At 58.2% G+C, this 25,165-nt stretch carries 25 protein-coding genes; 12 read left to right on the forward strand and 13 right to left on the reverse strand.

Annotated elements, in window-relative coordinates; genetic code table 11:
- Positions 1-37: 37 nt before the first annotated feature.
- The 11 genes from QM780_RS10845 to QM780_RS10895 form a co-directional block, all read right to left on the reverse strand.
- Entirely contained in the window at positions 38-571 is a 534-nt protein-coding gene (locus tag QM780_RS10845; protein WP_415070491.1) for an SRPBCC family protein, read from the reverse strand.
- Entirely contained in the window at positions 561-1,586 is a 1,026-nt protein-coding gene (locus QM780_RS10850) for a vWA domain-containing protein (protein WP_415070492.1), read from the reverse strand. Before QM780_RS10850 ends, QM780_RS10845 begins: the two co-directional genes overlap by 11 nt.
- A complete protein-coding gene (locus tag QM780_RS10855; protein WP_415070493.1) occupies positions 1,583-2,161 on the reverse strand; it encodes a hypothetical protein in 579 nt (192 codons plus the stop codon). The genes QM780_RS10850 and QM780_RS10855 overlap by 4 nt, the downstream gene beginning before the upstream one ends.
- Entirely contained in the window at positions 2,154-3,155 is a 1,002-nt protein-coding gene (locus tag QM780_RS10860; RefSeq protein WP_415070494.1) for a vWA domain-containing protein, read from the reverse strand. The genes QM780_RS10855 and QM780_RS10860 overlap by 8 nt, the downstream gene beginning before the upstream one ends.
- Positions 3,152-4,126 (reverse strand): nonribosomal peptide synthetase MxaA, encoded by a 975-nt coding sequence (locus QM780_RS10865; protein ID WP_415070495.1) that lies wholly within the window; start codon positions 4,124-4,126, stop codon positions 3,152-3,154. The genes QM780_RS10860 and QM780_RS10865 overlap by 4 nt, the downstream gene beginning before the upstream one ends.
- Positions 4,126-4,983, reverse strand: a complete 858-nt coding sequence (locus tag QM780_RS10870; protein ID WP_415070496.1) for a DUF58 domain-containing protein — start codon at positions 4,981-4,983, stop codon at positions 4,126-4,128. The genes QM780_RS10865 and QM780_RS10870 overlap by 1 nt, the downstream gene beginning before the upstream one ends.
- A complete protein-coding gene (locus tag QM780_RS10875) occupies positions 4,980-6,038 on the reverse strand; it encodes an AAA family ATPase (RefSeq protein ID WP_415070497.1) in 1,059 nt (352 codons plus the stop codon). The genes QM780_RS10870 and QM780_RS10875 overlap by 4 nt, the downstream gene beginning before the upstream one ends.
- A 170-nt stretch (positions 6,039-6,208) precedes the next feature.
- The gene (locus QM780_RS10880) at positions 6,209-6,508 is read right to left on the reverse strand and encodes a methanol dehydrogenase [cytochrome c] subunit (RefSeq protein WP_415070498.1); all 300 of its coding nucleotides are present in this window, start codon (positions 6,506-6,508) and stop codon (positions 6,209-6,211) included.
- A 106-nt stretch (positions 6,509-6,614) separates the two neighbouring features.
- Entirely contained in the window at positions 6,615-7,199 is a 585-nt protein-coding gene (gene moxG, locus QM780_RS10885) for a cytochrome c(L), periplasmic (protein WP_415070499.1), read from the reverse strand.
- Between the two features lie 55 nt (positions 7,200-7,254).
- Positions 7,255-8,157: a methanol oxidation system protein MoxJ gene (gene moxJ, locus QM780_RS10890; RefSeq protein ID WP_415070500.1), complete on the reverse strand. Its 903-nt coding sequence runs from the start codon at positions 8,155-8,157 to the stop codon at positions 7,255-7,257.
- Positions 8,158-8,382: 225 nt separating this feature from the next.
- Positions 8,383-10,242 carry a methanol/ethanol family PQQ-dependent dehydrogenase gene (locus QM780_RS10895; RefSeq protein WP_415072014.1) on the reverse strand — a complete coding sequence of 620 codons (1,860 nt, stop codon included), beginning with the start codon at positions 10,240-10,242 and terminating at the stop codon, positions 8,383-8,385.
- 510 nt (positions 10,243-10,752) lie between these two features.
- On the opposite strand from QM780_RS10895, the gene QM780_RS10900 reads away from it, so the two are divergent.
- From QM780_RS10900 to QM780_RS10925, 6 genes are read left to right on the forward strand one after another with little or no spacing between them, the layout of a single operon-like run.
- Positions 10,753-11,145 carry a hypothetical protein gene (locus tag QM780_RS10900; RefSeq protein WP_415070501.1) on the forward strand — a complete coding sequence of 131 codons (393 nt, stop codon included), beginning with the start codon at positions 10,753-10,755 and terminating at the stop codon, positions 11,143-11,145.
- A 4-nt stretch (positions 11,146-11,149) separates the two neighbouring features.
- Complete coding sequence (locus QM780_RS10905; RefSeq protein ID WP_415070502.1) at positions 11,150-12,637, forward strand: ATP-binding protein; 1,488 nt, start codon at positions 11,150-11,152, stop codon at positions 12,635-12,637.
- Complete coding sequence (locus QM780_RS10910) at positions 12,634-13,323, forward strand: response regulator transcription factor (protein ID WP_415070503.1); 690 nt, start codon at positions 12,634-12,636, stop codon at positions 13,321-13,323. Before QM780_RS10905 ends, QM780_RS10910 begins: the two co-directional genes overlap by 4 nt.
- Before the next feature lie 11 nt (positions 13,324-13,334).
- Positions 13,335-14,054 (forward strand): hypothetical protein, encoded by a 720-nt coding sequence (locus QM780_RS10915; protein WP_415070504.1) that lies wholly within the window; start codon positions 13,335-13,337, stop codon positions 14,052-14,054.
- Between the two features lie 40 nt (positions 14,055-14,094).
- Complete coding sequence (locus tag QM780_RS10920) at positions 14,095-14,814, forward strand: vWA domain-containing protein (RefSeq protein WP_415070505.1); 720 nt, start codon at positions 14,095-14,097, stop codon at positions 14,812-14,814.
- Entirely contained in the window at positions 14,814-15,254 is a 441-nt protein-coding gene (locus QM780_RS10925; RefSeq protein ID WP_415070506.1) for a DUF3617 domain-containing protein, read from the forward strand. The genes QM780_RS10920 and QM780_RS10925 overlap by 1 nt, the downstream gene beginning before the upstream one ends.
- An 82-nt stretch (positions 15,255-15,336) precedes the next feature.
- Here the strand turns inward: QM780_RS10925 and QM780_RS10930 are convergent, their stop codons facing one another.
- Entirely contained in the window at positions 15,337-16,692 is a 1,356-nt protein-coding gene (locus QM780_RS10930; protein ID WP_415070507.1) for a glutamine synthetase family protein, read from the reverse strand.
- A gap of 860 nt (positions 16,693-17,552) precedes the next feature.
- On the opposite strand from QM780_RS10930, the gene QM780_RS10935 reads away from it, so the two are divergent.
- The 5 genes from QM780_RS10935 (at position 17,553) to QM780_RS10955 (ending at position 23,449) form a co-directional block, all read left to right on the forward strand.
- Positions 17,553-19,115: an MASE1 domain-containing protein gene (locus QM780_RS10935; RefSeq protein ID WP_415070508.1), complete on the forward strand. Its 1,563-nt coding sequence runs from the start codon at positions 17,553-17,555 to the stop codon at positions 19,113-19,115.
- Between the two features lie 69 nt (positions 19,116-19,184).
- A complete protein-coding gene (locus QM780_RS10940; RefSeq protein WP_415070509.1) occupies positions 19,185-19,790 on the forward strand; it encodes a response regulator transcription factor in 606 nt (201 codons plus the stop codon).
- 332 nt (positions 19,791-20,122) lie between these two features.
- The gene (locus tag QM780_RS10945) at positions 20,123-21,610 is read left to right on the forward strand and encodes an amino acid permease (RefSeq protein ID WP_415070510.1); all 1,488 of its coding nucleotides are present in this window, start codon (positions 20,123-20,125) and stop codon (positions 21,608-21,610) included.
- A gap of 193 nt (positions 21,611-21,803) precedes the next feature.
- Entirely contained in the window at positions 21,804-22,655 is an 852-nt protein-coding gene (locus QM780_RS10950) for an MOSC domain-containing protein (protein ID WP_415070511.1), read from the forward strand.
- A gap of 176 nt (positions 22,656-22,831) precedes the next feature.
- Positions 22,832-23,449 (forward strand): response regulator, encoded by a 618-nt coding sequence (locus tag QM780_RS10955; RefSeq protein ID WP_415070512.1) that lies wholly within the window; start codon positions 22,832-22,834, stop codon positions 23,447-23,449.
- Positions 23,450-23,524: 75 nt separating this feature from the next.
- On the opposite strand, the gene QM780_RS10960 is transcribed toward QM780_RS10955, so the two are convergent.
- The gene (locus QM780_RS10960) at positions 23,525-24,265 is read right to left on the reverse strand and encodes an HAD family hydrolase (protein WP_415070513.1); all 741 of its coding nucleotides are present in this window, start codon (positions 24,263-24,265) and stop codon (positions 23,525-23,527) included.
- A gap of 142 nt (positions 24,266-24,407) precedes the next feature.
- On the opposite strand from QM780_RS10960, the gene QM780_RS10965 reads away from it, so the two are divergent.
- Positions 24,408-25,136 (forward strand): HAD family hydrolase, encoded by a 729-nt coding sequence (locus tag QM780_RS10965; RefSeq protein ID WP_415070514.1) that lies wholly within the window; start codon positions 24,408-24,410, stop codon positions 25,134-25,136.
- Positions 25,137-25,165 lie beyond the last annotated feature (29 nt).

Here is a 25,165-nt window from a genome sequence, read left to right on the forward strand (position 1 = left end):
ATGGCACTCAGGAGGGCAGCGACGGGAAGGTGCGCCCTCATTTACCTTCGACTTTGGCTTTGAGCCCGGCCAGACCCGCCTTGATGTAGTCGGTCGATGCCTTCACGGCGGCTTCGTCGTTTTTGTCGTCGGGCGGCTCGTTTCCGGTGTCGAAGCGATAGAGACGGGAGATCCATTCGACTTCGCTGCCGCCGGCGGCCGGCTGCACCGTAATCGCCATTGAATAGGAACTGACCGGGAGAGCGGTGAAATCCTCGTTCTGAAGGCGATAGTCGATCTCCATCGCCTTATCGTCGATGGCGTCGAGGCTATCGATCAGAGTTCCGCCGGACTTCAGCGTTAGCGTACGCGTCGTATCGCTGCCGGTTCCCTCCACCTTGACGTTCGTCACTGAGGGGTGCCATCCGCCAATCGAGCCGAAATCCTTGACGATTTTCCAGACATCAGCCGGCGGCGCGGCGATGGTGATTTTCTCGTCGACTTTCTGAGGCGTCGGGCCGTGAGCCGATGCGGTATTTGCGCAAGCAAACACTGCAGCCATCACGAGAACAGAACGTAACTTAATTGCCATAAACCAAGGCTCCTTGAGGGTCAGTTGTAGAACGATCATTGCGAAGAGCTGAGCGCGCGCGAAAAGCCACTTTCTCAAAAAGCGAAAGCCCGTAGAGCGCGAGGAGAAGCGTAAGCGCGAGAAGCGCCGGTATGTAGGACATGTTCGTGTCCACCCGTACGAGCCGCGGCTCGGTCGCTGCGAGCAGGCTCGGCGCCATGGAATTGAGGTGCTGAAGCTCGGCGTATCGAAGTCCCGTGCGGCGGGCGAGATCTTCGAGATGCGGGGTCTTTACCGACGAGAGCTGCTCGTTACCGACCGCAACTTCGGAGCCGAATGGCGCATTTCTCGGATTATAGCCTTCGCGCGTTTCGGCGTCCGGCGGCGGCGGCCCGATGCGATTGTCCTGCGGAACGTCGGTTTCGCTGTAGACGCCGACCTGGCGACCTTCGTCATCGTATTTCGGGATTGGCGTCAGCTCGGATCCGCCGACGCCGACGACGAGGCCCTTGACTGCACCCGGCTTGCCGTCGAAATCGGGAACACCGCTGAACGGCAGCGGCGGCGCCTCATGGCCATCGGTCAGAAAAATCAGATCCGATTTCAGACTTGAAGCGATGTCGATCGCGGAATAGAGGCCTTTGGCGATGTAGCTGTCGCCTTCCCACGCCATCCGCCAGTCGAGCCCGGATATGGCTTCCTGAAGGGCATCGTAATTGTTGCAGACCTCGACCGGATCGAAGAGCAAAAATGAAATGCGCTCGGTAAAGACGCCGAGCCCAAGGCGGGAATTGCAGGGAACATCCTGCATCAGATTGACGAGAGCCGTTTTGGCAGCTTCCAACCGGCTCTCCGAGGCCTTCGGGTCGCCCATATCGCGGGTGTTCATGCTGCCGGTAATATCGACGACGGCTAGGACATCGGCGATCCTCTGACTTCTCATCAGATGAAAACCCACGATGGCCGCCAACGCCGAGATGAGGGCCGCAATGATGAGCCCAAGACGGCGATCAAATTCGATGCCCAGGGCTTTCATGGCAGTCCTTTCGGGATGCCAGGAAGGTCCGTCCATAGTTTCTTCGGTGCGTCGGGAGATGTCGTCTCGGGATTATCCGCCTGCGGCAGGTCGCGGACGACGCGCATGGCGACGTCGATATTGTAGCGAGCGTCCCAATTTTCCGGATCGAGTTGCAGGGCCAGCCGGTATTCCGATTTGGCGAGATTGATGAGCGCGGCGGCACTATCGAGATCGCCTCTGCGAACAGCCTCACCGGCGAGGCGCGTTCGTGCGTTGGCGATGTTATAGAGGCCGGCCGCACGAACCTGGGGTGGCAGATTTTCGGCGGCTATGCTCATCACGGCCTGCGCTTCGTCGATTTGATCGCGACGCAGCGACTCGTTCACGCGCGCGAGAATCTCCTGCGGTGTCGCGCGGCGCGCATCGATAGGGATTTCCCGACGCGCGAGAAGCGCGCTGATGTTGCGGTTGGCGCGTTCAGCGCGAAAGAAATCGTCAGCGGCGTAGCCAAACCAGACGGCGCTTAGCCCGGCCAGGAGCCAGAGGATTTTTCGGCGCTGATCGGAAAGAAGTCTCGATATGCTCTCAAGCATGGACGCCTCCCGCGATCGAGCGCAGGGTTCTTGAACACACTTTGGCGGCGAGCAGCAATGCGATCGCGAGGGCAGCCAGCGCGTATGCCCAGCGCGAAAGATCGTATTGCGGAATGCGCTCAGTATAGACGATCGGCGTCTGCTCGAGCTTGCCGATGTCATCGATTGCGGCTTTCACCGCCTCGGCATTTTCGGCCTCATAGGCGCGATAGGGAATGCGCAGGCTTTCGAAAAATTTATTGAGGTGACGCTCCGGCAGCGCCTGCGGTGTATCTTCGGCGTCCGGCGGGGGTGTCGCGAACATGCTGTTCGACCCCTCCGTGCGGAGATAGAGGAAATAAAGATGCACGGGGCGGCGCGCGAAATCGGTTCGAAGCGCTTCCTGCACGCGTCTGCCGATGACGGCGACGCCATCCGAGACGAGCACGATCGCGCGCGAACCAGGCAGAACATCTTCGTCGATCATGCTCAGCGACATGCCGAGACCACGCCCGACATCGGTGAACGCTAGTCCCGGGCGATCTATTGCGTCGATCGCATTGAGCACGATCTCCTTATGGTCGGTGATGGGAACGACATGGATCGGGGCGGTCGAGAAGGCCGCGACGCCGAACCGGTCATGCTTTCGCTTGACGACAAAATCTTTCAGCAGCCGCTTGGCGGCAAAGGACTTGGATTCCTCGGCGCCGCTCGGCTGGCGGCCCGCAAAGGTATCGTTCATGCTCGCCGAACGGTCGATCAATAGGACGATATGCGCACCCTGGCCGAAGCGCTCGATCTTGCGTTCGCGCAGTGCAATGCCGGAGAGGCCAAGGATCAACCCTCCAATCGCGACTGCACCGGCAAGGCGCAATGCCCACGTCACGACTTGTGAGAGCCGATCCGCCGGGAGCGCCGCCAGCGACGGGTATCCGTCCTGCTGCTGCGTGCCGAGAAAAAGCGGGACCAGCATCAAAGGCAGCAAATAGAGGCCGAGCGGGTTGGTAAAGATCATGCGGCCGCTCTTTCTTCGCGGGCGAGATCGCCCGCGAGCTTCTTGACGTTGTCGAAGGAGAAGCGCTCCTCGGCCGCGCGATGGTCATCGGAGAAGAAATAGAGGCGCGAGCTTTCGAAAAAAGTTTTGAGGCGCGGCGCGAGGTTGGCGAAACGCGGATGCTGTCTCGTGAACGCGGATGCGTCTTCGGCGAAGAGGCGGTGCCCGGCCGCCTCATCGAAGGCGCGATGAAGGATCAGGAGCGCTTCGCGATAGGAAGGGTCGCCCGTGCCGTAGGACATCAGGTCTCGGATTTGACGATCCGCCTGCGTAAAGGGACGGCCCGCCCGTTTCCCGAAAGGCCAGACGGCATAGTGCCAGAGCAGCAATAGCGCAGAAGCAATGAGCGCCAGCGCCGAAACCGCAAGCGATCTCATCTTCGACGCGGTAGCAATTTCGTGTGCGGAGGCATCGGGCCGTAGGATATCGGAAAGCTCCTTGGTCTTTTCCGGCATCAAGTCGTTCAGGACGATGTTGCGGAGCGGCGAGATCGTCAGTCGCAATGCCGGTACGGAGGCCGAATATTTCGCCGCCTGATCCTCCGGAGTGCTCGGAGCTGTGGCGTCGGGTGCGATGCTACTCGGATTCTTGAATTTTAGCGGAAAGGCCGGGACGTCGAGATCGGTCGCTTCGATCGCGGAATAGAAAATCTGGTATTTGAGCTTGATGTCGTAAACCTTGCGGGCATTGTCGTCGCGCTCACTGTGCTCGATCGATTTAAGGTCGAGCCAATAGGTCAAAGGACCGGGGCGCGGCAGCGCGGCGGTGAAGAGCTCGGTGCTGCCGCTGGTCACGACTTCGACGTTGCGTTCGAAGGTATCGCCGATGAAGTAGCCGAACGTGCGCGGCTCGTAGACGTTCACTGCGTCGATCGCCGCGGCGGCCGGCCGGACAAAGCAAAGCATAAGAGCCATCGCCCACAAAACGCGCATCAGGCGGCTCCATAGAGCAGATAGGCCGTGAATCGCATCCAATCGACCGAGTCGCGAATTGTGAACATCTCGCGCATGTCGGCGTCCAGAACGCGTGCGATGCGGCTGCGCTGATCATTCCGAAGTGTCAGCCACCGCTCTTTGAGGGACGGGCGCATCGCGACCAGGCGGCTTCGCCCGGTTTCGAGGTCGCGCAGATTGAGGAGGCCCCAGCGCGGCAAATCCTCAAGCTCGAGACTATCGCGAAGCTCGATCGGGACGACATCATGGAAGGCTAATGTCTCGGCGGCCATTCGCGCCGCTTCGTCTGGCCATAGAAAATCCGATATGATGAAGACGAGCTTTCGGGCTCCGGCAATGGCCGCACCCGCTTCGGCAATTCCTTCGACGCCCTTTTGGTCTGGCGTGACGCCGCGAAGCTTCTCGACGGCGCCCAGATGCGCAGCCCGAGACAGCGTTTTCCAGAGTACAAGGTCTTGCCGTAGCGCGCTATCGAAGGGAAGAAGTGCGAACGTATCGCCCGTGCGCTCGGTGCAGATCGCGAGAGCCTCAGCGATATCGGCGGCCAACGCGATTTTGTTGCATCGACCTTCGAAGGCCATCGACGCGGAAACATCGACCAGAACGGCAACATCGATCGCGCTCGGCTGCTCGGCGCGGCGGACCAGGAGTTTTTCGAACGGGTCGCTGAGCGAAGCACGGATCGCAATGCGGCGCGGATCGGGGAACGTCGTCAGCGGGACGATATCACGGAAGAGGCCACTGCTTCCCGAAAGGAAGCTCTTATGCGCGCCAACGCGAACGCCGCTCGTACGCCACGGGATGGCGTACGCGATGTCTCGCGCCGCATCGTTCATGGCGCCGGCACCTTGGCGAAGACGCCGCTGATGAGATTGCGGACGATTTCCTCGCGCCGAAGCTCGTAGACGGGCGCCAGGAAGATGCGATGGGCCATGCATTCATTGAAAATTTCGCGAATGTCTTCCGGCACGACCATGTCGCGGCCGGAGAGCCACGCCTCGACGCGCGCGGCACGGATGAGATAGCTCATGCCGCGAGGGCTCGCGCCACCCGCCACCAGGCGTCCGACATCTACGTTCGGAACCGAAATTCCGGCCTTTGCGGGTTCGCGGATCGCAGTCCAGAGATCGAGGACATACTTTTCCAGTGCCGGGCTGACGATGATCGAATTCTGGATGACTTTCGCAAGAGCGTTCAGGCGCAGATGGTCGATCACGCCGTCTTTCAGCGATGCAATCAGGGCGTCCACGTCGTGGAACTTGGTTTCGAAAAGCAGGTCGCGGCGTGCGGTTTCGCTGGTCGGCGATGAAATGCCGACTTCCATCAGGAAGCGGTCGCGCGCCGCGGCTGGAAGCTCGAATGTTTCCTCGCGCTCGATCCGGTTGCGATCCGCGAATACGAGCAGGTTCGGAAAGAAATATTCTTTATTGAAAGCCGTGATGCTTCGCTCGGCCATGAGGCGCAGCAGCAGCGAGTGCACCTGCGGCCGGGCACGGTTGATCTCATTGAAGAAGAAGACCGACAAATCGCTGCCGTGGCGGAGCACTGGACCGGGATCGACCCGCGGCTTTCCCTCCTCGTTGAGGAACGTGTGATAGATCATGTCCGAAGGCATCAAATCGATGGTGCCCTCGATTCGTTCGTATGCGCCGCCGAGAGCACGCGCGACTGATCGCAGGAGCGTTGTCTTACCGACGCCGACATCCCCTTCAAGCAGAACGTGGCCGCGAGCAAACACGGCGATCGTCATCAGCCGGATAGCGCGTTCCTGGCCGACAACAGCTTTTGCGATTTCGTTTTCGAAGTTTTTGGCGCTGGTTCGCCAACTTTCGAGATCAATAGGCTCGGACACATCGGCGGACGATGGCCGATCAAGCGTTGGGCGATTCATTATTGTCGTTCCCAAGCGTGGCGCATACCTGCCGGCCGAACGGCTGGGCGTCAAACTTCAATCAGCAAGAAAGGAGGGTGCCGCTTGGCGCAGCACCCCAATAAACCTCGGAGAGGAAGTTTCTTAGTCCTGCAAGCGTCGCAAGATCCGAGGATTCTCGTCAGTTAGAGCTATTGGATCTTCGCGACGTCGTAGACCCACTTGCCCGTCTTCTTGAAGTTCTCCGCGCGCTTGGCGTTGCGCTCTTCCTGAGCCTTGAGAGCGGCGCTTTGCTTCGCGAGTTCCTTGGGATCGTGCTTGGGATCGTACTTCGAGCCCTTTACCTTGTCAGGGAAGCCGGGCTTCGGTTCCCAGCAGTTGCCCGGCGCGCGGCAGTGCGTGCCGTCATAGGCCATAGCTGCGGGAGCCATCGCACCAGCGATGCCGGCAAATGCAATTCCGGCAACGAGCGTGAGTGAAAGGTTCTTCATAGGCATTCCTCCATTTTTCTACTCGTTTTTCGGACGGTCCGTTCCGTCCTTGTTGTTCCCGTACCAGCCATTTCCTGTGCGGCAGGACCTGATCACAGTCGATCGGCTAGTTGCCGGAAATCTTGCACTGCTCCTTAGAGGCGGCGGCGCGACCCGCCTTTTCCCAATCCTCGATATGGAACGGCTTGAACGCCTTTTTCTGTTCAGGCGTGAGCCATTCGGCATCTTTGACATCATCCTTCTGGATGTGACGGATCCAGGCGATGAGATGCATAAGGTCATCCAGCGTCAGGTCTTGACCGTGCGGGCCCATCATGCCGTTGGCGCCGCCGAAGATCGTTTCAAAAATGCCCTTGTCGGTCGCGTTCTTCGGATAGGTCCAATAAGAGTTGTTGAGACCCGGACCCACCTTTCCTTCGCCGATGTGGCCATGGCAGCCCGAGCAGGATTCGAGATAGATCTCTTCACCCTTCGGTAGACAGCCAGGGACTTCGACTAAGGGATCGACACCGGTTTCCATGAACTTCTTGACCGCCGGCGTGTCCCGCCCTTCCTTCGGCGAGGTGGCGTCGATATCGAGCGGATCACCGGTAATCGTGTTGCGGAAATCGAGCCCGTCTGCATGGGCCACCTGCGCACCTATCATCAATACCGAGACAGCCAGTCCAGCTGCCAACACTCCGAATTTCATATGCTATTTCTCTTCCAAACTTTCTGCGATTGAACCGATATCTGGCGTTATGTTCTCAAGTCGGCGGCTGAGGCGCTTCGAATGGAATTCCCTCGTCCTTCAGAATTTCATCGATCTTCTTCTGCACCGTCGGGAGCGCCGTGTTGATCGAAGCCATGAGATCCTTGTCGTCCTTGCGCACGGCAAACGACTGGTCGAAGTGGAACGGAACGCGCATGCCATCGTCGCGGACGTTGTTATCAGGGATGACCGTCAATTTCAGAGACGGGTCGGCCTTCACGTAGCGTGCGACCTCGGGCGCAAATCCGATGGCGAGCTCCGATTTTTGCGAGGAGACTTCGCCGACCATTCGCTCGGGCGGGATGCGGGTATATGAGTTGCGTTTGTCTTTGAAGTTCGTCAGCGACGAAACGTAGTTGATGTTGTCGTTGTAGAGATCGAGTTTCGTTATCATTGTCTCGGCGGGCGTGCCCTGCACGAAGCCGATCGGATGCGCCTTCAGAATATCGGGGCTGTCGAAGCTGTCGATCTTCAGCGGCGAATCCTTACGCTGAATGAAGACGTAAGCGGCGCGATAATAGGGTTTCGAAGTCAGGACGCGCTCATCACTCGTATCCGTCCCGATGATGACGTCGCACAGATTCTTATCGAGCTGATCGCGCACGGCATAGATTGCCGGCTTCTCGGACCAGACGAATTGGACCTTCCGGCCGATGCCTTCGGCGAGAGCCTTGGCGATTTTGTTCTCAAAGCCTGATTCATCATCGGCCGAGTAGGGAAGCTCTTTTGCAGCTGCGCAAACGCGTAAGACCGTGGGATCAGCAGCAGCCGCGCTAGACTTAGCTTCATCCGATTTCGAAGCATTGGAGAATGAAAGCGCAACCAGCGAAATCCCGAGCGCACCTGCAAACTGTAAGACGCGCGACGCTTTACTGGCGAATTCGAATTTTAGAGCCATGGTTTGAACAAGGCCTTTCAAATCAAGCCGGTCCAACGGACGCCGCGGCGATTTAGTGCCGACCGGCGAGCGTGGGATTTGACTGCGTTGCTCGCGTGGCAGATAGCCGTTGTTGTGAAGCAAGGAACGACTATTGCCGCGCGGCCCGGATCCATTCGGATGCCGAGAGAGATCAACGATGCCGCGGCACTGGCGGATTTGCCGGTGCCGCGGCGTTGCTCGTTATCAGCCCTTCTCGAACTCACCGACGTTCACGTCGTCGTAGGGGTTCTTGCCGTCAAGCGAGAACACTTCGACGCTGCCGCCCATCTGGGTGAAGTTCTGGAGGCGCTTGAAGGCGCCGACCGCACCGAGACCGGCCGTCGGATCGTTGAGGTCGAACACCAGGCCAACGCCCGGCCAACCACCCACACCCGACATGATGGCGACGTACTGCACGCCATTGTGTTCGTAGGTCATCGGGTAGCCGATCACGCCCGAGGGAAGCTTGTGCTTCCAGAGCAGTTCACCCGTGTCCGAGTTACGTGCTTTGATGAAGCCATCGAGCGTACCGTAGAACACCAGATTGCCAGCGGTTGCGAGCGTGCCGCCCCAAACCGCGAACTTCTCCATGTGCTGCCACTTATATTCGCCGGTGATCGCGTTGTAGGCCTTGATCTGACCAAGACCGAGGTAGTTCTGGCGATCGCCCTTCGGACCCGGATACATCCACAGCGTAGCACCAACGAAGAACTGGCCTGCACGATAGGGAAGCATGAAGGGCTCCCAGTCCATGCAGATGTGGTTGATGCCCATGAAGAACAGCTGCTTCGTGGGGTCGTAGGAGTCGTGGCCCTGGTTGTGGTAGCCCATAGCCGACGGGCAGACTTCCGTCGCCTTGTGGTCCATGCGGGTACCATATTCCGGGTCACGAACCGGAAGGCCGGTCTTCAGGTCAACCGTCTTGAAGACGTTGACCGTCTCGTCGAGCTTGTTCGCCGAGATAAGGTCACCGTTTTCACGGTCGAGCGTGTAGACGATGCCGTTACGATCGGGATGCGTCAGAAGTTTACGCACCTTGCCGTCTTTGTCCTTCTGCTCCGAGAGCATCATGACGTTAACGCCGGCGAAGTCCCACTCGTCGTGAGGCGTCTTCTGGTAGCCGATCTTGAGTTCACCCGTGTCGACATCGCGGCCCATGATCGTCATGGTCCACTTGTTGTCGCCCGGACGCATCGTCTCGTTCCACGGAGCCGGGTTGCCCGAACCGTAGTAGACCATGTTGGTGCCTGGATCGTAAGCGTACCAGCCCCAGTTGGTGCCGCCGCCGATTTTCCATGCGTCGCCTTCCCAGGTCGCGAGGCCGAGGCCCTTCTGACCATAGTGCGGGTTCGCCTTGTTGAAATCGTCGCCGATGCCGATCTCGTTATCCGGGCCCGTGGCGTACTTGCGCCAGATCATCTCGCCGGTCTTGACGTTGTAGGCGGTGGTATAACCGCGAACACCGAGCTCGGCGCCCGACGAACCGACGATGGCAATGTCCTTCACGACATAAGGAGCCTGCGTTTCGGTCTGTCCGACTTTGATGTCGGCATTTTCGACCTTCCAGTACTCTTCGCCCGTCTTGGCGTTGAGCGCGACGAGATGGCCGTCGAGCTGCGTCTTGATGATCAACGGCGGAACGGTGCCGTCACCCGGCCAATAAGCCAGACCGCGGTTCACGAGGTCGCAGCAGGCGACGGAGCGGGCCGCTGGGTCCTGCTTCGGGCTGTGCTGCCAAAGGATGTGACCGGGATCGTTCAGATCGAGAGCGAAAGTCTTGTTCGGAAATGACGTGTGCACGTACATGATGCCATCAACGACGAGCGGCGCGCCTTCGTGGCCGTGCAATTCACCGGTCGAGAACGACCAGGCGTGCTTCAATTGCTTAACATTGCTGACGTTGATCTGATCGTCTTCCGAGTAGTTGTTCGAGTCGTAGTTCCGACCCGGCATCACCCAGTTATCTTTGGATTTAGACAGTTCGATCAACTTGTCATTTGCGTAAGCGCTGGTTGCGACGCCGAGCTGCATAGCGGCGGCTATCGCCATGCAGGACGCCGACATCAGCATTGAGGTGCCAACGACTTTTTTCATGCCCATTTAACCTCGCGTTTCCTAACCCAGCTTTTCTTTGTTGGGCCGATGCCGGCGTCCCGCGTTAACCGAGGGATGTCTTCGCCGTCCCGACCCTTTGAGGCACGAGCGGAATACGGGCAAAACGTGAGCCCTCCGCCGCTCTTAGATGCGTACCGTGCGTTCGGATCGCTGGTCGTCCGATGGTTGCGCAATCAGCACGGGGCCGGACCGTAACGATGTAGCCTTGCGAGGTCTTCAGATTGATCGGCAAATTGGGCCGGGAACTTTTGGCAAAGAAGACTGCAGACGTTGTCCTGGAAGTTCGAATGGGTGTCTGCCATAGCTGGCGGCAAGTGACTTGGAACCGCCTGCAAAATCGCGATTATTATGGCAACGAGACCTCATTCCATCTTTGCACTCTGCTTTTTGCTCGGCGCATGTCTGAGCGCGTGCAGTGATGACCAACCACCGCGAAAGACTTCGGAACACCGATCAGGCTTGGAGAAAGTCAGCGAAAGCACCTGGCTGACGGAGCAGGACGATATAAAGCCGGAAGTCTGGTTGATCGAACACGAGACGCGTAACGGCGCCAAGCAATCGGAAACCGATATGAACGAGCTTCGCCGTTCGCTCATTGAGGCGTCCGCGAAGTTTCACGACTCTCCCCGCATGATCGCAAATCGTGCGGTACAGCTCGAGGATATGCTTAAGGAAGAAGGCGGCGATGAAACCGCAATCGTCCTGATAAGCCGCCTCAACGACGCAATTGCTCCAAATCGCATCGAGAGTTTCGGAGCCGCCGGGCAACAGTACTACAACATGCGCAAGGCCGGATTTACCGGCGAGCAGGCCCTTGATGCGCTCACAAAGCGCTACGGATCTCGTAGTTGACGAAATGCTGAGTAAATATCCCCCCCCAGGGCTTCACGGCCGCCTCAGAGAGACGGCGTGGTTCGGCCGATCGATCCGGCAACAGGTGCTGCTGGCAATATCCGCGATGCTTTTGCTCGCCGCCGTGCTGATGGGCATCATCGCAGTCCTCAACGGCCGGCAATCGGTCAACGTTGAAATCGAAGCGTCGATGGATACGACCGAAGGCTATCTGCGTGAGCTAGTTCGAAGGATCACGGCCGAGAATAGGCTGTCCGATCTCGACATCGTCGTTGCTCACGAAATCGAGCATTTGCGCCATGCGCGTGTGTATGTCGAAGAGCCCGGCAAGCCGATGCGGATGCTGCGCTCACCGACGGGGCAGACGGATGTCGATGACGGCGATGACCGGACGCCGGATTGGTTCGAGGCGTTGATGATGCCTCAAGGCGGCAACGACCATACGCGCGTCATCAATATCGAGCCGAACGGACGATCACTCATTCTGAAGGGCGATCCCGACGACGAAATCGCCGAAAAATGGGAGCAGCTCTCGGCCTTCGCGACTGTCGCTCTTCTCGCAATCGTTCTCATCATGGCAGCCTTCTATTTCGTCTTGGGCCGCATTCTCAATCCGCTTACAGCACTGGCAAAGGGACTGGTCGCGCTGGAGGCGGGCGAGAGATCGCAGCGGCTCGAAATCCCCAAAGTCAGTGAAGTTGCGGATATCGCGACAAAGTTTAATTCACTCGCGGTGTCTCTCGATCATGCGCGCGCGGAAAACGGCGAGCTCTATCGACAGATCCAATCAGTGCAAGAGGATGAGCGGCGTGAAATAGCGCGCGAGCTTCACGATGAAGCGGGGCCGTGCCTTTTCGGAATTACCGCAAATGCCGAGTCGATCGGAAGTCTTGTGAACTCACAGCAATCGGAAAGTGCCGATCCAATCCGCAAGCGTACGGAGGAGATCCTCTCAATCGCGACGCGATTGAAAGCTATGAATCGCGCGCTGTTGAAACGACTGCACCCTGTCTCGGTCGGGAAGGTTCCGCTTTCAGCGCTGATCCAAGACCTGATCTATGATTTCGAGCGCCGGCATTCGGACGTGCGCATCGGCTTTTCGGTTGCCCCGTTCATCAAGGCATATGGCGAGCGTATCGATCTGACCGTCTATCGATCGACTCAGGAAGCACTGACGAACGCCATTCGTCATGGCCGAGCTTCCCATATCGTCATCGAGCTTCGCGAAGAAAGCAGCGCCGGCAGCGGAAACCGCGAGAGCCTTCCATCGGCTATTGCATTGAGCATCAGCGATGACGGCATTGGCCTAAAGCCGGAAACGCAAGTCGGATTCGGACTTTCCGCCATGAAGGAACGCGTGCTTGCCGCAGGCGGCAGCCTCGTCATTTCCGGGCACGAGCCGCACGGAACCACAATCTCGATCAGAATCCCCCTAACACCTTCCGAGTTTCACAGTAGCGCATTTAGCGCTTTTACCCGAGCCACCGCATGACAAGAATTCTCGTTATCGATGATCATCCCATCGTGCTTCAGGGATGCCGGCGCGTTCTAGAGGACGCCGGCATCGAAGACATCGTCCTGGCGTCGAATTTGATCGAAGGCTTTCGCGCCTACCGCAACGACAAGCCGGATTTGATCATTATCGACCTTGCCATCAAGAAAGGGGTGCTCGGCGGTCTTTCGTTCATCCGGCGCCTTCGCATCCACGACAAGCACACGCCGATCCTGGTGTTGACGATGCACGAAGACCCAATGATCGCGAGCCAGTCTTTGCGGCTCGGCGCGAACGGCTACATCCTGAAAGACACGTCATCGGTCGACATCGTTAAGGCGCTTCAGGCCGTTCGACAGGGGAAAGCGTTTCTCAGCCACGCTATCGCGTCGGCGATTGCCGTCATGGAAACGAAGGGCCGGACCAATCCGCTCAACGGCATGACGTTGCGCGAATTGCAAACGCTCGAACTGATCGCGCAGGGTAAGCAATATGCAGCGATCGCCGAGGAGTTGCATGTCAGCTACAAAACGATCGCGAACACCTGCTCGCAAATCAAGACGAAGCTTGGCGTGAAGTCGCTCCCGGAACTGATGCGCATCGCCATCGATCATCTGCCGGAAATGTCCGGCCAGAGAGCAAACGAGCGGCCCGTTCAGCAAATGCGTCTTGGGAAAGTTTGGTAGCTGGAATTGCCGTGACTTGGCAGCAGGTCATGGGCCATCCGTTTGCTTCAAAAACAAGTTCAGGAAACGGCTCGGGTATCATTCACATGCGATCATTTCTAATTGGGTTGGTTCTACTTATCACGGGTCCTGCTTACGCCGAGACGGCATGCAAAGACCAGGTTGACGCGGCATTCGCCAAGCTCAGAGAGGCCAAGTCATTTCGCCTCGTGACAACAATCTCGAATGCCGAAGGTATGCTGAAGATGAGGGCGGACTATGTTCTGCCTGATCGGATGCATCAAACCGTGCAGCTAAACGGTCAGGACACTCCGATGGAGATGATCGTGATCGGCGAAAAAGCCTGGTCGAACCAAGGCGGCGGCTGGGCTGAGCTTCCAAAAGAATTTGCCAACAAAGTCGCCGAGCAAATCAAAGAGACGGTGGCGGAAGCGCCGAAGGTTGCCACCGACTACAAGTGCGTCGGTGATGCCAGCTTCGAAGGCAAGACGTACGCTCTATATCAAGGCGTCCTGCCGATGCCGCTCTCCGCCGAGTCGAAAGACAAAGGCCCGCGGATCTCGGCTGTCAGCGCACCGAACCAGCAGAGCATCTATATCGACAAGCAATCGGGGCTGCCGGCGCGAAACATCGTGACCCCGGTTACCGATCCGAACAAACGGCTGTTCGATGGGACATTCACCATCGTGCACGACCTTACGATCGCACCGCCGACCGTTTCGGGCAATTGATGTCCGGCCTGTAGAGGCTGCCACCCGGGCGGTATGCCGAATGCTGAAGATCATGTTTGGAGCTGCCGCAGCGGTCGCCATGTTCGTGGGCCAACAAGCTTCGCCCACAGCAGATAAAGCCCCATGCACGTCCGATGCGATGATCGTTTTCGATGCGTCGGGCTCCATGTCAGCCAGCGATTTTCCCGACGGCGTCTCGACGCGCATCTCGCGTGTTCGCAGTGCTCTAGCGAAGTTTTTGCCGCAAGTGTCGTCGACACGGAACCTGGGGCTTGTCATCTATGGGCCCGGTCAAAACGCGGATGAATGCGAGAACGTCAGTGTTCGCTTCGGTCCAATGGCGGATGCGGGATCGAAGATCGAAGCCGAAGTCGATCGCCTGGTCCCAGCAGGAAGGACACCTTTGACGAACGCCGTGCGCGATGCCGCCGACGCGCTCGGAGCTGCCGACAAGCCGGGAGCTATCGTTCTGTTGACCGACGGTGAGGAAACTTGCGGCGGCTCCCCATGCAATCTCGCGCGCGAGCTTGCGGCGCGAAGACCGAACACGATTGTCCACGTCATCGGCTACAAACTGCAGTCGCTCGACGGCTCTGCGCCTGTTTCCGGCGCGAAATGCCTCTCCGAGAAGACGGGTGGATTATATCTGACCGCTGAGACGGTGGGCGATCTCGTCCGCGCACTGCAAAAAATGCTCGGCTGCAATCAGCTTTCCTCAGTGGAGCGTCTCGGCGCTCATATAGCGAAGAAGCGATCCTGATGCGTATTCGTTACGGACTTTACCTTTCAATCGCCTCGTACGGACTTTCGACCGCGGGACCCTGTCTGGGCTCGGAAGTGCTGCCCACGCGAAAGCCAGGGCTATGGCAGCTGACGACCGTCTCCGACGCTACGGGTATGAAGACGTTCGATACCTGCATCACAGCGGCCGATCCAGTCATCACAGGGACCGGCGACAAGAATTGTCAAACGTCAGACGTTAAGGTCTTGGGCGATGAGCGTTACGTCGACGTGGTTTGCCACAGCGATGGCGCCCGGCAGAAGACGAGCACGGTTCTGACGGGCGATTTCACGACCTGGTATCGCGCCATGTCGAAAATTACCTTCGATCCTCCGGAAAACGGACTCGCACATATGGGCGTGACGATCGACGGTAAATATCTGAGCGCCAATTGTCCTTCCGAGACCAACGGTCGATAAGGTTGCTCGCGTCGCTTGGACAGGGTCGAGAGCACAGCGCCTCCCAATGCGTCGCTCGATCGGGCTACGCTCGCGGTTTGCTTCAGACGACTTCAATATAGCGGCGGATCTCCCAAGGGCTGACTTGGCGGCGATATTCGGCGTCTTCGAATTTTCGGGCGGCGACGAAGGCATCGACGAAGACATCGCCAAAAGTTGCGCGCGCCGCCGAGGAATCAGAGAAGCGTTGGGCGGCACTGCCGAGATCGCTCGGAAACTCGCTCTCGGGCTTCGGAACAGCAGCGTAGAGATTTTCGGAGCTGCCCGCAGGTGGATTGATCTTGTTCTGAATGCCCCACAATCCGGCGCCAAGGCACATAGCGAGCGCGAGATAGGGATTGGTATCGGCGGAAGGCACACGAAATTCGATGCGCGTTGCTTCCGGGGTATCGTTGATGATGCGCAGGGCTGCGGTGCGGTTCTGGACGCCCCAGTTGGCGGCAGTCGGCGCCCATGCACCGGGCACCATACGCTTGTAAGCATTGACTGTATGACTGCAGAGCGCCAGCCACTCCGGCATCAATGTTACTAGGCCTCCGATGAAATGCAGCGCAAGCTGGCTCAGACCATTGGGGCCCTGCGGATCGTAGAACAGGGGCCGTCCGTCTTTGGACAGCAACGAAACGTGCAAGTGGCCGGACTGCCCGGGAAGGTCGGGTGAAAGCTTCGACATGAAGGCAGCGGTGAGGCCGTTGCGAAGAAAGAACGCCTTAGCGAAATTCTTGAAGAGCGCCGCATCGTCGGCGGCCTTGATTCCACCCGCGTACAACAGGGGCACCTCGAAGCATCCCGGCCCAAGCTCCGTGTGAATCGCATCCAAGCCGATATCGAGCGTCGTCATCGTGGACTTCAAACCCGCCAGCAGGTCTCCATGGAGGGCTGCGGTTCCGAGCGAGTAGGTGCGATTTCCTTGCGCGAAGTGCTTCAATCCTTCGAAACGCTTGGCGCGCAGGCTTTCCGGCGTCTCATCGAAGACGAAGAATTCGAACTCGAACGCGGAATTTGCGCGCCACCCGAGCTTGTCGATTTCCGACAGCATTCGCAGGCATTGGTTTCGAGGAGAAAGCAGACCGAACTCGCCATCGAAATCGGCAATACAGAGCGCAGCCTGATCGGCAAACGGATAGCGCCGGACGGTATCGGCAAAAAGCGTCGCGGGCCTGTCGATGTAGGCGCTATCGGCATAGGTCTTTTCCGCGATATCCCAGAAATAGAGAACGTCGCAGAACGCGTACCCCTTGGTCGCGAGCTTTTTTGCCTTGTCGGCCGACACCAGCTTATGGCGAAACATGCCGTCCGGGTCGAAGATGCCGATGTGGACGTCGCGGGCGTCCAGCTCGCTCAATCGAGCTTCGAAATCTTGCGCGGCTCCAGCCTTCGACGCCTGTTGTCCGGTCATGTGAAATGCCCCCCTGCACCGTTCCCGCTATTTATTGCTCGTGCCGAAGATTTACGCGAGCACGGGATGCCGTCCAATAGGACAGGACTGTCCCTCCAGGGCAATAAACCAAAAAAGCGGCAGAGAGATCGAAATAATGGCGCTCGCTGCGCTCCCAAGACACCCCGGCGCGGCACCTTTTTCCACTTCTCGCGAAGTGAGAAGCGGCAGGGTCGGGGTCAGGTAGATCGAAACAAAGAGCCGAACCAACTGGGCGGGACGTGTTCCATGCGGTAAACAAGGCCGGGTTTCAGAATGAACTCGCCGGAGCGAAGTGCGTCGACGTCAAATTCTCCGTTCCATCGGCGTGGGGCGACACCAGCAAATACATATTTTCGGCCGAAATCATCGACGACCGATTCCGGGATCTCACGGTTGGCATAGCGCCCGACAGAACGACCCACGGGCTTCGCGTCATGCAGGATAAAATATTCGATGGGTCGATGCCGCGCTGGCGTCGCAAATGGCATGCTTCCTTCCCGCATCATTGACGGCGGACGAGCGCCTTATTGCTGCTTCCTCGCTACCTCGTGGACGCCCTGTCTCGGATGCCGAACGTCCTGCGACGCGTCAGAACATCCAGAGCAGTAACCGGGACCGCGAGCCGACCCGCGGCAACCCGCAGTCAACCTCGCGATCCCGGCGTGGCGCACAAACCGCCATGGCTCGATCTTTTGACGGCAGGTGCCCCGGTATCACAACGTCACCTTACCGCGGCTGCTTGCAATTCTGGGCAAGTGCGCGAGTGGCGTATCGGGAGTAATCGAACTAGAGTAAGATTACTGGGCCTGTCATCGATGCGGCTCATCCGGGACGTTGGGATGCTTCAAGCGCTGGCGCGGAACAGTACAGGTGAAATGCCGACGCTAAGATACTTGGCGCTCGGCTTCATTTATCTTGCCGTCTATGTCGCTCTCGACTGGCTGAGCTTTGTCGATCCGCTTGGTGCATTCGGAATAACGCCCTGGAATCCTACGACCGGCGTCAGCATCGCTCTGGTCCTGGCGTTCGGGCGCGCATTCATCCCGTGGCTATTCATCGCGCCGCTGCTCGCCGACGGCCTGTTGCGGCAATTTCCCCTCCCTATCGATGCTGAAATCGCGGTCGTCGCTACATTGGGATTTACATATACCGCTGCGACCTGGATCCTGACGCGTGCGGACGTCAATGTTGCTCATGGTCTGCAATCCAAACGCGATCTGATCTGGCTGTTGGGAACCGCCGCGGTGGCAGCGCTGGTCGCGGCCGTCAGCTGCGTGCTTCTGCTGGCGCTATTATCGATCATTCACGTCGACCAGATTCCAAGAGGAATATTGGAATGGTGGGTCGGCGACATGATCGGCATCACGGTCATGACGCCTTTCCTGCTTTTTATGCTGTCGGGGCGGCGCATCTTTCCACAATCCGCCGAACTTATGTTGCCGTTCGCGTTGATGCTCGGGGCATTCATGCTGATCTTCGGATCGGCCGGATCCAATCGTCCGGAACTGTTTTACCTGCTGTTTCTTCCTATCATTTGGATCGCCATCCGGTTCGGCCTCGAGGCTGTGACCGGGGCGCTCGTCGTGACCCAGGTTTTGCTGATCGCCGCAATTCAGGTTTCCGGCCACAGCGATCTCAGCATAACCTCGCTTCAGATTCTCATGCTTATCCTGGCGCTCACGGGATTGACGGTTGGAATGCTCGTCAGCGAGCAACGAAATACCCAGCGCGAACTCTGGCTCCATCGTGAAGCGCTCGGTCGGGCATCGCGTGTCGGATCGCTTGGCGCGCTGGCTGCGGCGATCGCTCATGAAATCAATCAGCCGCTGACGGCGATCGGAAACTACGCGCGCGTCGGACGGCAGGCGCTGAAACGAGACCCCGCCGACCATGCGGCTGCGGCGAGGGCTTCCGAACAAGTCATCGAGCAAGTCGATCGCGCGGCGGCGGTGATACGTTGGCTCCGCGACTTCATCGGTGCAGGCACGTCGAGGTTCGAAGTCGTCTCGGTCAGCGAACTCATTCGCCGGCCGGAGTCCGTTTGCCGCGCGGAACTCGAAGAGCACGGCATCCGACTGGAAACGATCGTTTCCCGCGACCTGCCGAACGTCAACGTCGACCGGCTTCAGATCGAGCAGGTTATCACGAATATCGTAAAGAACGCGGCGGAAGCCATCTCCGGCGCGGGAGGCATCGACGGGCGCATTCGGATCGAAGCCGGCAGCGAAGGAGATATGTTCATCGCCATTTCGATTACAGACAACGGTCCGGGATTCGATCCCATTCTTCTCGAGCGTCCTATTTCACCGTTTACGACGACGAAGAGCGGCGGCATGGGGCTAGGACTTTCGCTCAGTCAATCGATCATCGAGTTCTCACGGTGGTCGAATGACGCTGGCTAGTGCGGAACCTGGCGCACGCGTCTCTTTCACCTTGCCGGCCGTTAGGACCCCGGTATTAAATATCGCACCATGAAGATCGCTATCATCGACGATGATTTCGCCGTTCTGGATTCGCTGGGGCAGCTTCTGGCCGGTGCCGGCCTTGATGTCTGTTCGTTTCAATCGGCCGAGGCTTTCATGTCGGCGGCAGTTGAAGGCGAGGTCAGCTGCGTCGTCTCCGACGTTCGGCTTCCAAATATGACGGGCATCGAATTGCATCAGGAGATTTCCCGTCGATTTCCTAGTCTGCCTGTCATTCTGATCACCGGCCAGGGTGATATCGCGATGGCGGTTTCGGCCGTCAAAAGCGGAGCCGTGGACTTCATCGAAAAGCCGTTCTCGGATGAGCGGATGGTTGCGAGCATTCAGAACGCCGTCGATATCGGTGCGCGCAAGAAACTCGACGCCGACTTGCGGGCCGAATTTCAGTCTCGGCTTTCGGAGCTTTCTCCGCGCCAACGACAGGTGATGGACCATCTGGTCAAGGGCCTCTCCAATAAGGAGATTGCGGTTCAGCTTGGACTGAGTACACGCACGGTTGAAAACTACCGCGCCTGGGTGATGGAACGGATGCGCACCCGCAATCTCGCCGAACTCGTCAGGCTCGCGACCTGGATCGAAGGTTCGCACGAGTAGAAGGTATTGGTGCGTTTCGCGCGTTCAAATTCTGCGGATTTTACGCATCGCTAGAGTAAATCTACCCTAGTATCTCTTCCCTTCTATCGTTGTGATTTGTCTGATGCAAAGCTGTTCATCTGCGGCTGTTCAGTTTCGAAGACTGAACTGACGCGCGAGATGGCATGCAGGGGGAAGAGCATGCGCATAGACCTCGACCGGCATGAGCCCAGAACTTCCGCAGTCTCTGCAATCTTCAACATGTTGCGGACCACGACCATTGGGGCGGGGTTTGCTCCCACTTTGCTCACGCCGATGTTGCGGTCTGGCTGGTTCCACGAAGGGAGATTGGCATGGACGATCACAGTACGTCAGGCGTTAGCTACGAACGGGTAGGTGACGATTATTTCAAGGCACGCGGACTACAACGTTACGCAGGCATTTGGTCACTTTGGGCGCTAGGCGTCGGCGCCGTTATCTCAGGACATTTTTCGGGCTGGAACTTCGGTTTCGGCACGGGCGGCTGGGGCGGCATGCTGGTTGCGGGCGGCATTATCGCTGTCATGTATCTCGGCCTCGTGTTTTCGATTGCAGAGATGAGCCCAGCGCTGCCGCATACGGGTGCCGCCTATTCGTTCGCCCGTTCGTCGATGGGCCCCTGGGGCGGCTTTATCACCGGACTCTGCGAGAACGTCGAATATGTCGTTACGCCGACGGTCGTCTGTTACTTCATCGGCTCGTACTTAAACGGCATCCTCGAGACCGCAGGTATAGGTGCGCAACCGGAGCCTTTGTTATGGATAGCCACCTTCATCGTCTTTCTGGCTCTCAATATCTTCGGCGTCGCGCTGTCGTTTCGAGTGACGCTGATCGTCACCTTGCTTTCGCTGGCCATCCTGGTGGTGTTCTGGATCAGCGCAATCCCGAACATGGACTTCAACAGGTGGGCGCTCAATATTGCTCCAGACGGCACGGAGCTTCCGGACGGCAACGGGCCGATGTTCCCCTTCGGCTGGGAAGGCGTCTTGAAGACACTGCCCTTTGCGGTTTGGCTGTTTTTGGCCATTGAGCAGTTGCCGCTTGCGGCTGAAGAGTCGGTCGATCCGAAGCGAGACATGCCGAAGGGCATCATCCTTGGCATGTGCACGCTGATCGTCTCGGCATTCATGATCGTGCTGCTCAACCCATCGGTCATCGGAGTTGGCGCTTTCAAGCTGTCGACATCGGGCGAGCCGCTGCTTGACGGCTTCCGCGCGATTTACGGTAGCGGCGCAGTCGTCCTGCTCGGCATCATCGCCTTGACGGGCCTGATCGCCAGCTTCCACACCATCCTCTACGCGATGGGACGGCAAGTGTACTCGTTGAGCCGCGCCGGCTATTTTCCGACGGCGCTGTCCATTACCGGTCACAAGCTCAAAACGCCTTACGTTGCGATGATCTCCGGCGCCATTCTGGGCCTGTTGTTGATGACGATTGTGTATTTCATCAACAAGGATCAGATCGGCACCACACTACTCAACATGGCGGTGTTCGGCGCCATGTGCTCCTACATTCTGCAAGCGGTTTCCTTCATTCTTCTCAGAATTAGGATGCCGCACATCGAGCGTCCCTATCGCAGCCCGCTCGGCATTCCCGGCGCGCTCACGACAATCGTCATCGCGGCCGTCACGCTTTGGTATCAACTTGGCGACAGCACTTACCAGCAAGGCATCTACGGTGTGATCGCCTGGTTTGCTGTTGGCATCTTGTACTTCGCGATCATCGGACGGCACAAGCTCATCCTCTCGCCTGAGGAAGAGTTTGCGATGTCGAAAGGTCAAACGGAATACAAAACGCACTGACGTGGAACGCTAGAAAACCGGCCGTCGCATCGTCCCTTCCGGCGACGCGGCGGCCGGTTTTTGTTTTTCCGGCTTCGATCCAGGTCTCGATTGAAGCTATGCCGCATTGGTTTGAGCAATTTTATCACCTATACCCGCGTACTACCCATCGCGAAGTCTTCCGCCTGGACACATCCGCTTGGGATGGCTGCCGATGCATGATCCGACTGCCCGCGAAGCGCCCACAAGGTCGACAATCGACCCAAGGCCGGTATTGGCGCGGATCGAAATCTTTCCTTTCAAATCGCTCGATCCGTTGGAAGTCCGAAGCGCTCGCCTGCTGCCGAGCGGCGCCATCGAAAATGATCGGACCTGGGCTCTGTTCGACGGGGAGGGTCGCTTCGTCAACGGCAAGCGGTTCGCGACGATCCACCGGCTGAGGTCCGAATTTAAACCTGCCTCCCGCCAGCTCACGATCCGGAACGGCGGCGAGACCGGTTCCGAGCGTGCGACGTTCCATATCGAGGATCAGCGCGCGTCGCTCGAGAGTTGGCTGTCGAGATATTTCGGATTTTCCGTTTCGGTGCGGGACAACATAGAGGTCGGCTTCCCGGACGATCTCAACTCTCCCGGGCCGACGCTCATCAGTTCCGCTACGCTGGCAGAGATCGGCCGCTGGTTTCAGCTGCCGATTGAAAGTGTTCGCCGAAGATTTCGCACGAATCTCGAAATCGACGGTGTACCGCCCTTCTGGGAAGACAAACTCTTTGGTCCGGCGGGAACGACAGTTCGCTTTCGCATCGGCGGCGTGCAATTCGACGGTATCAATCCGTGCCAGAGATGTTCAGTGCCGCCGCGCGATGCACTGACCGGAACGAACGACCCTTTGTTTGCGCGGCGCTTCGCGGAGATGCGTGAACGCACCCTTCCTCCGTGGTCGGCGCGCGACCGGTTCAATCACTTCTACCGTGTGGCCCTGAATACGCGACTAGCCGGCGACCCGAACGATCGCGTTCTCAACGTCGGAGACGAAATCGAGATTGTCGAGCGCGCTGCTGCCGGGTGATCACGAAGATTGCTCCGCGTACTGCAGCCGAGATCCATCAGCCTCGGCGGAGGTCGCCATAGCAATGAGCGACCGAATGTCCGGCGGGAAAAAATCCCGGCAAAATCTGCATTGATAATCGGTTCTTGCCCGCTAGAACGGCAATGGTAAAGAACTCGAGATAAGCGCGACCGGCCGTGAAGCTTCTCATTGTTGAGGATCATCCCATTGTCATTTCGGGTTGCCGTGCGCTTTTTTCTCAAATCGATGGAATGACGATTGTCGAGGCCCAGACCGCCGCCGACGCTCGCGTTGCCGTGGCGCAAGAGACGCCGGATGTGGCAATCATAGATATCAATTTGCCCGACGGATCGGGTCTGGAGCTGACGCGCGAATTTATTGCCCGCGATCCGGCGGCGCGTATCGTCGTATTCTCGATGAACGACGCCCCGATGCTCGCCATACAGGCCATCGAGGCTGGTGCCCGAGGCTATGTCAGCAAGACGGGCGGCTCAACAGATCTGCGCGAGGCGGTCTTTGCCGTAGGGCGCGGCGAGACATGGATTTCCGACGATCTTGTGCAGGAGATGGCTATTCTGAGAGCGCAGAACAGCACTTCGCGCGAACTTCTGAGTGAGCGTGAGCAACTGGTGTTGCGCATGCTGGCGCGCGGACGCAGCATGGCTGAAATCGCCAACGATATTTCGGTGTCTTACAAGACCGTTGCGTCCGACTGCGCCATTCTCAGGAAGAAGCTCGGCGCGAGGACGTCCACCGAGATGGTGCGGATTGCTCTTGAAATGAAACTGATCTGATCACGTTGCACGATCGCACGGCCACGCTTGCGCGCGCACATTCTTCACCGGTTTTCTCGCCTCGTCTTCCGCAAACTATATTTGGTCCGCAAAATTTCGAGAGTTCGAAATTTCTCCGATGATGAAATCCAGATCTATGTTGTCTGGATCCAGGGAGCGGATCGGCGGCCCTCGCAATTCCGTAAGAGCCGGGTCCTCGACCGAAGCGTTGCGAACTATGAAGCGCGCATCCGCAACCGCTAGCAGCGGAATATCTGCGGTCGAGTCTCCGAATGCCGCCTTGATCGCGTGGCGCTCCTTCAATTGCATGACGCAAGACAACTTCTCTGCATAGTTCCCATAGTTCTTTTGCACTCGGGCCGCATATGTTCCATCGTCGTCGCATATGATCCGCAGCGCGAACACCTTCCGTACGCCAAGACTTTCCGCGAATGCTTCAAGCACATCCGATGGACTTCCACTGACTATGATCGTGTCAATGCCGTGCGCGGCGAGGCGCGCAACGAGCGATTTTACAAACGGAAATACGGCCTGGTCCCTTTCGGCAAACCGTCGCGCGACTGATCGAACGTCAGCGCAACTCGCGCCAGCCACGAGCTCGGCATAAGCAATCGCGACGCCATCGACTAAATTTTCGTAGCTGATCCTATGGTGCTTGAAATCATCGAACAGGGTGTGGAACGCCGACACACGCTGATCCGGCAAACTCAATGCTTTGGCGAGAAAAGGAATCCAAGTCTGAAACATAAAGCCTTTTCGCAATGTGCCGTCCCAATCACACAGGCACACGTCTGCATTCGCGTTGCGTGGCGACATTCTTCAAGACCCCTTTGCATTACAAAGCGCAGTCTCTTCGATTCAACTTCAACCCGCGTCAAGTCTGTATCTGGTTATTGCTTCGAAGCCGGATTATATGCGGGCCAACCGAAGCGCTTGTACAGGGACGCGCGTACGACCGATGAACCAGATCACGGGTCTGCTCTTTGATAAGGACGGCACAATCCTCGACTTTTATAAGACCTGGATTCCGATCAATCGAAAGATGGCGCTCGATGCCGCCGGGGGTGATCTTGCGCTGTGTGCGGAAATATTGAGAGCGGCTGGACAAGATCCCGACACCAATGTCGTCACGCCGGGAACGGTGCTTGCGGGCGGCGGTGTCGAAATGATCGCTGCAGCATTTGCCGAAACTCTCAAGGACCGCGCTCCAACCAACCTCATCGAAATCATCTCGGACAATTTTCGCGAAGGCGGCGCGGAGCATGCGATCCTGATCGAGGGCGCGCTCGAACATATGATGGCCCTCGGCTCATCCGGATATCGCCTCGGCATGGCGACCAACGACACGGTCGAGGGACTTGAAGCCTCGATCGGAAAATTTAGCGGCTTGCGCGATGTCTTCGAGTTTCGCGTCGGATGCGACAGCGGCCATGGCGCAAAGCCTGAGCCCGGCATGGGGCTGGCATTCGCACAAGCGTTGGGGATTGATCCGTCGTCGTGCGCCATCATCGGCGATTCCATGCACGATCTGGAGATGGGCAAGCGCGCGGGGTTCGGCCTTCGTATCGGAGTTTTGACCGGGCCGGCGCTTCGGGACGATCTCGAGCCCCATGCGGATGTCGTGATCGAGAGCATCCTTGAACTCGCCAAGGTTCTGGAAGAACGCCGGTCCGTAACTGCCATCTGAGACACCCGACTTTTCAAAACCACTGCCAA

This window comes from Hyphomicrobium sp., from assembly GCF_047600905.1.
Taxonomy (GTDB): Bacteria; Pseudomonadota; Alphaproteobacteria; order Rhizobiales; family Hyphomicrobiaceae; genus Hyphomicrobium_B.

What these genes read in the sequence shown, in the direction of transcription:
- QM780_RS10960 (WP_415070513.1), bottom strand. Translation starts at nt 24,265, where the DNA reads ATGTCGCCACGCAACGCGAATGCAGACGTGTGCCTGTGTGATTGGGAC.
- moxG (WP_415070499.1), bottom strand. Translation starts at nt 7,199, where the DNA reads ATGAAATTCGGAGTGTTGGCAGCTGGACTGGCTGTCTCGGTATTGATG.
- QM780_RS10855 (WP_415070493.1), bottom strand. Translation starts at nt 2,161, where the DNA reads ATGCTTGAGAGCATATCGAGACTTCTTTCCGATCAGCGCCGAAAAATC.
- QM780_RS10845 (WP_415070491.1), bottom strand. Translation starts at nt 571, where the DNA reads ATGGCAATTAAGTTACGTTCTGTTCTCGTGATGGCTGCAGTGTTTGCT.
- QM780_RS10930 (WP_415070507.1), bottom strand. Translation starts at nt 16,692, where the DNA reads ATGACCGGACAACAGGCGTCGAAGGCTGGAGCCGCGCAAGATTTCGAA.
- QM780_RS10925 (WP_415070506.1), top strand. Translation starts at nt 14,814, where the DNA reads ATGCGTATTCGTTACGGACTTTACCTTTCAATCGCCTCGTACGGACTT.
- QM780_RS10870 (WP_415070496.1), bottom strand. Translation starts at nt 4,983, where the DNA reads ATGAACGATGCGGCGCGAGACATCGCGTACGCCATCCCGTGGCGTACG.
- QM780_RS10910 (WP_415070503.1), top strand. Translation starts at nt 12,634, where the DNA reads ATGACAAGAATTCTCGTTATCGATGATCATCCCATCGTGCTTCAGGGA.
- QM780_RS10905 (WP_415070502.1), top strand. Translation starts at nt 11,150, where the DNA reads ATGCTGAGTAAATATCCCCCCCCAGGGCTTCACGGCCGCCTCAGAGAG.
- QM780_RS10940 (WP_415070509.1), top strand. Translation starts at nt 19,185, where the DNA reads ATGAAGATCGCTATCATCGACGATGATTTCGCCGTTCTGGATTCGCTG.
- QM780_RS10875 (WP_415070497.1), bottom strand. Translation starts at nt 6,038, where the DNA reads ATGAATCGCCCAACGCTTGATCGGCCATCGTCCGCCGATGTGTCCGAG.
- QM780_RS10850 (WP_415070492.1), bottom strand. Translation starts at nt 1,586, where the DNA reads ATGAAAGCCCTGGGCATCGAATTTGATCGCCGTCTTGGGCTCATCATT.
- QM780_RS10920 (WP_415070505.1), top strand. Translation starts at nt 14,095, where the DNA reads ATGCTGAAGATCATGTTTGGAGCTGCCGCAGCGGTCGCCATGTTCGTG.
- moxJ (WP_415070500.1), bottom strand. Translation starts at nt 8,157, where the DNA reads ATGGCTCTAAAATTCGAATTCGCCAGTAAAGCGTCGCGCGTCTTACAG.
- QM780_RS10895 (WP_415072014.1), bottom strand. Translation starts at nt 10,242, where the DNA reads ATGTCGGCGTCCTGCATGGCGATAGCCGCCGCTATGCAGCTCGGCGTC.
- QM780_RS10860 (WP_415070494.1), bottom strand. Translation starts at nt 3,155, where the DNA reads ATGATCTTTACCAACCCGCTCGGCCTCTATTTGCTGCCTTTGATGCTG.
- QM780_RS10865 (WP_415070495.1), bottom strand. Translation starts at nt 4,126, where the DNA reads ATGCGCGTTTTGTGGGCGATGGCTCTTATGCTTTGCTTTGTCCGGCCG.
- QM780_RS10945 (WP_415070510.1), top strand. Translation starts at nt 20,123, where the DNA reads ATGGACGATCACAGTACGTCAGGCGTTAGCTACGAACGGGTAGGTGAC.
- QM780_RS10880 (WP_415070498.1), bottom strand. Translation starts at nt 6,508, where the DNA reads ATGAAGAACCTTTCACTCACGCTCGTTGCCGGAATTGCATTTGCCGGC.
- QM780_RS10935 (WP_415070508.1), top strand. Translation starts at nt 17,553, where the DNA reads ATGCTTCAAGCGCTGGCGCGGAACAGTACAGGTGAAATGCCGACGCTA.
- QM780_RS10950 (WP_415070511.1), top strand. Translation starts at nt 21,804, where the DNA reads ATGCATGATCCGACTGCCCGCGAAGCGCCCACAAGGTCGACAATCGAC.
- QM780_RS10965 (WP_415070514.1), top strand. Translation starts at nt 24,408, where the DNA reads ATGAACCAGATCACGGGTCTGCTCTTTGATAAGGACGGCACAATCCTC.